The following is a 4,005-nucleotide window of genomic DNA, read 5'->3' on the forward strand; positions in this document are numbered from 1 at the left end:
TACGGGATTAAAGTTAATGATTTTCGGTTAAGCACTGACGTTAGCAATTCCGAGTGGATTCGGACGTAGTCGAATCCGCCGTAATTGCGGTTATACATTGTTGTGGTTAGTTTTTTATTCATTTAGTATTTCAGTCAGTTTTGGAAATTCCGTTTCCATTCTTTTGTTGTCCATTTTTCCATCGTAGTCATTATCTCCGTATTCAAGTCCTACTGCTATTAGTCCATCAAACCCATTTCGTTCCGATTTTGGTATTTCTCTTAAAATATCTGCAAAATTTGTTTCTCCTATTCGGTAAATTATTTGAGTCAAAACATATCCCAAATCATAAGAGCTTGCTGCTCCGCCATTCGGGAAGTTTTTTAATTCGACAATAGCTTTTTTTTCTTTTTTCAGAGCTTTGTAAATCAGATTTTCCATTTTCCGATTTTCAGTCAAAGATTGATGAACAAACAAAGTGTCCCCAATTATAATTCCGTCCACTTTTTCTTTTTTACAGCTGACTAAAATTATTGTTAGAAAGAGTAGTAATATTTTCTTCACAAAGTTTGTTTTAAATTAACCACAACGGTCTCGTATAACCGTCAGTTACGGGATTAAAGTTAATAATTTTCGGTTAAGCACAGACGTAAGCAATTCCGAGTGGATTCGGACGTAGTCGAATCCGCCGTAATTGCGGTTATACATTGTTGTGGTTAGTTTTTTATTCATTCAGTATTTCATTCAGTTTTGGAAATTCCGTTTCCATTCTTTTATTGTCCATTTTTCCATCGTAATCATTGTCTCCGTATTCAAGTCCAACTGCTATTAGTCCCTCAAATTCATTTCGTTCCGATTTTGGTATTTCTCTCAAAATATTAGCGAAGTCTTTTTCACCAATTCGGTAAATTATTTGGGTCAAGACATAACCTAAATCATAACTGCCTGCTGCTCCGCCATTCGGGAAGTTTTTTATTTCGATAATAGCGCTTTTTTCTTTTTTCAAAGCTTGGTAAATCAGATTTTCCATTTTCCGATTTTCAATCAAAGATTGATGAACAAACAAAGTATCTCCAATAATAATTCCGTCAACTTTTTCCTTTTTACAGCTGACTAAAAATATTGTTAGTAATAGTAGTATTATTTTCCTCACAAAGTTTGTCTTCAAATTAACCACAACGGAAAGTATATGAAAAGTAAAACACGGATAAATAAGAACGAACCTAAAAATAAAAAATATTATGTTACACAATTATGAACGTGGATATGCTGTAATGAACGAAGATTTAACAGCTTATTCTTTTGAAAGTCCTGATATTAATACTTGCAAAAGATATTGTAGAAAAGGCGATGTAGTGATTGAAAAAATACCCTATGTATGTGGTAAGAGTTTTAGTATCACTTGGCGACAACACTATAGAAAGCCTTTTTATTTTAAACCTAAATACCGAGAAGCTAATATTTTTTATTTGCATTTAAGGTGGAACAATGAATATTCACACAAAAACGGTGAAATAAGGCACAGAGGTTAGTGTTTTATTTTTTATATACATAGTTCTCGCATTTGTTACAACTTAGCGTTGGCAAATTGCGCAGCAAGGTTAACCGCAAAGGTGCTATCTTAATCGAGCGCTGGCGTTGTAATATTTGCTAGAACGGTTTTGTATAAGATTAGTTGCGTGGTTTAAGCAACTAATTTAGCAAATACAAACCGAATAGAAAATCCGCGAGGATTTTCGTAAGTAGGCTTGTAGTAGCAATTAATTTTATACGTTGTTGGCAACTGGTTTTTTTTCATAAATTAATCTTTTTCCACAAGATTCGATTGAGCCAATTCCTCTTTGGAAACATTCTGACAGTAATTCAAGGTCATTTGTGTATTCCATTGCTTTTTCGAGTAATTCTTTTTCTTTATCTGACCAACTTTCGTAGGCTCTAAAGTGCCTTACTCTTGCATTAACAATGTATTCCGATAAGTCCTCTGTTTTTAAAATTCCGATTTCGCTTATTTTGCTTTTTAATTGTTCAGTCGCTTTTTCTGTCAGATTGTTAAATTTATCTTTTTGGAAAAAGTCAATATCTTTCCAAGGTTGCGGTTTTCTTTCTTTTTTTACTTTTCCGTGAAGTGAATAACCGTTTTCAATTAAATAATGCTTAAAAAATTTATGTAAATCTTGTTTGGTGTAGTAACCAAAATATTTTCCATACAGTTCATTTGAGTTCAAAATCGGGAATTCAAATTCTTTAGATTTTAAGAAGAAATGTGTTAAACGACTATAAGTTGGATTATATTCAACGCTTTGAAATAGCTTAATCGTTTTGTCAATCTCTTCTGTACTTATGTTTAATTCTGTTTTTTGAGGTTGGTTTTCAGTTGAGCCATTAATTCTTTCCAATTCGGAAATTGCTTTTTCCAATGCTCGTATTACATCTCTTTCATTTAAGACACTATCATTTTCAATCAATTCGCCTGTTTGAGGTGAACATCCTGAAGCCAATGCTTCCAAAATTTCTATTGTTTTTTCAATTTTCATAATGTTGCTCTAAACTTGTTGCCAACGTGTTTGGCTATGGTTTCGTTGCGTGAAAATCCGCGAGGATTTTCCGCCGTAAACCGAAGATAGCAAATTTGCGAGGACTTTCCGAGAGGAAAGTCAGAAGCAATGAACTATAGCCGTTGTTGTACACAGTACTTTTTAAATCCATTTTTTTATTAGTTCATTCAGTCCGAGTAAAACTCCGTCATAATAATTTCCCTTTTTAAATTCAGGTATCATATTTTGGTCAATTACATTTTTACAAAACTCGTCCGAAAGATAAAGTTCTTTTGTTTTGTCAGTGGTTGAAATTCTAACTGCTTTTAAGGTTTTACTCAAAACAACTGTCAGTCCGTTTCCGTCATTATTTTTTCCTACTTTCCAATTGTCTGAAAGTCTGATAGCATATTGGTCAAATTCCATATTTTTTGGAACTGAATCTAAAGTTATAACCGCAATTTCTCGGTAAGAAGTGTTTTGATAGTAAGTCAGAAATTTAGTTAGTTGAGTTTTTTGTTCTTCTGTGAAAATGTTCTCAAAGTCATTTACAAAACCGATTTGTTTTGGAAATTCCGATGTAATTATTTCCGTTTTTGGGTGTTCAATTTTGGTTTCCACTTTTGCAGTTTTGCAAGAGAAGAAGGTCAGAATGAAAATTACAAATATGTTTCGGAATGTCATTTTTCGTATTGTGTACAACGTTTTGGGCTATGGTTTCGTTGCGTGAAAATCCGCGAGGATTTTCCGCCGTGAACCGAAGATAGCAAATTTGCGAGGACTTTCCGCAAGGGAAGTCAGAAGCAATGAACTATAGCCGGTGTTGGCACTAGTATTTTTTTTCAATTTCTATGATTTCGTTTATATAGTTAAAAGTCGATTTTTTATTAATTATGAATTGTTTATATCCAGATAATAAAATAACAGGAACATCAATATCTGATGTGTCTATTATATTACAAGTTTTAGGTATTGTTATCTTTTTATTAGCGTCAATTTCAGTTGTCAAATTATTGATTTTAACTAACTCATTTGAGTGCAATTCAGATTTTAAGGGAGAAGATAAATATTCATATCCTTCCATTTCTCCTGCGTACTTAATTATATTTTTTTCTATGTCAAGTTGTAATAAATGTATTCCGCCGTCATCGTGTGAATTTCCTAAAACAAAACCACCATTTTCTCCATTAAAAACAATTTTTAAATCATTTAGCTTATGAATTTCCTCAATCGAAAAAATCAGTTCAGTTTTTGGAATGGTAGAGTCAAAATTCCATTCCCATTTTCCAATTCCAAGTTTGGTGCAAAGTTGATAAAATTTTTCCCCAGTTTTCATAAATCATTCATTAAGGGTGGTAAAACGCAAGGTCGGAGTTTATATTAGTGCCAACGGTTTTGTATATGGCTCGTAGCGTGTAAATTAGCGATTTTTTTTCGGTTTAAGAGCAAGCCAAATTTTAAATTTACTACTTATTTTATTTTTTGGAAAGTT

General features: G+C 32.6%; 6 protein-coding genes. 1 reads left to right on the forward strand and 5 read right to left on the reverse strand.

Going from position 1 to position 4,005, the window contains the following annotated elements; translation table 11 throughout:
* Positions 1–114: 114 nt before the first annotated feature.
* On the reverse strand, positions 115–543 hold the full coding sequence (locus ACFSQ0_RS03120) for a hypothetical protein (RefSeq protein WP_379043981.1): 429 nt from the start codon (positions 541–543) through the stop codon (positions 115–117).
* Positions 544–703: 160 nt separating this feature from the next.
* Complete coding sequence (locus ACFSQ0_RS03125; RefSeq protein WP_379043984.1) at positions 704–1,132, reverse strand: hypothetical protein; 429 nt, start codon at positions 1,130–1,132, stop codon at positions 704–706.
* A gap of 88 nt (positions 1,133–1,220) precedes the next feature.
* Between ACFSQ0_RS03125 and ACFSQ0_RS03130 the strand changes: the two genes are divergently transcribed.
* On the forward strand, positions 1,221–1,511 hold the full coding sequence (locus ACFSQ0_RS03130) for a hypothetical protein (protein ID WP_379043987.1): 291 nt from the start codon (positions 1,221–1,223) through the stop codon (positions 1,509–1,511).
* A 234-nt stretch (positions 1,512–1,745) separates the two neighbouring features.
* Here ACFSQ0_RS03130 and ACFSQ0_RS03135 read toward each other — a convergent pair whose 3' ends face one another.
* The 3 genes from ACFSQ0_RS03135 to ACFSQ0_RS03145 all read right to left on the reverse strand — a co-directional run bounded on the left by ACFSQ0_RS03135 (position 1,746) and on the right by ACFSQ0_RS03145 (position 3,849).
* Positions 1,746–2,513, reverse strand: coding sequence for a hypothetical protein (locus ACFSQ0_RS03135; protein WP_379043990.1), 768 nt, complete (start codon positions 2,511–2,513; stop codon positions 1,746–1,748).
* 162 nt (positions 2,514–2,675) lie between these two features.
* Positions 2,676–3,134: a TPM domain-containing protein gene (locus ACFSQ0_RS03140; RefSeq protein ID WP_379043993.1), complete on the reverse strand. Its 459-nt coding sequence runs from the start codon at positions 3,132–3,134 to the stop codon at positions 2,676–2,678.
* Between the two features lie 208 nt (positions 3,135–3,342).
* A complete protein-coding gene (locus ACFSQ0_RS03145; RefSeq protein WP_379043996.1) occupies positions 3,343–3,849 on the reverse strand; it encodes a hypothetical protein in 507 nt (168 codons plus the stop codon).
* Positions 3,850–4,005 lie beyond the last annotated feature (156 nt).

Origin of the sequence: Mesonia sediminis, assembly GCF_042684705.1 — a bacterium.
GTDB classification, from domain to species: domain Bacteria; phylum Bacteroidota; class Bacteroidia; order Flavobacteriales; family Flavobacteriaceae; genus Mesonia; species Mesonia sediminis.

Bases quoted from the DNA above. Each gene is read 5' to 3' on its own strand.
- ACFSQ0_RS03145 (WP_379043996.1), bottom strand. From the start codon at position 3,849: ATGAAAACTGGGGAAAAATTTTATCAACTTTGCACCAAACTTGGAATT.
- ACFSQ0_RS03135 (WP_379043990.1), bottom strand. From the start codon at position 2,513: ATGAAAATTGAAAAAACAATAGAAATTTTGGAAGCATTGGCTTCAGGA.
- ACFSQ0_RS03130 (WP_379043987.1), top strand. From the start codon at position 1,221: ATGTTACACAATTATGAACGTGGATATGCTGTAATGAACGAAGATTTA.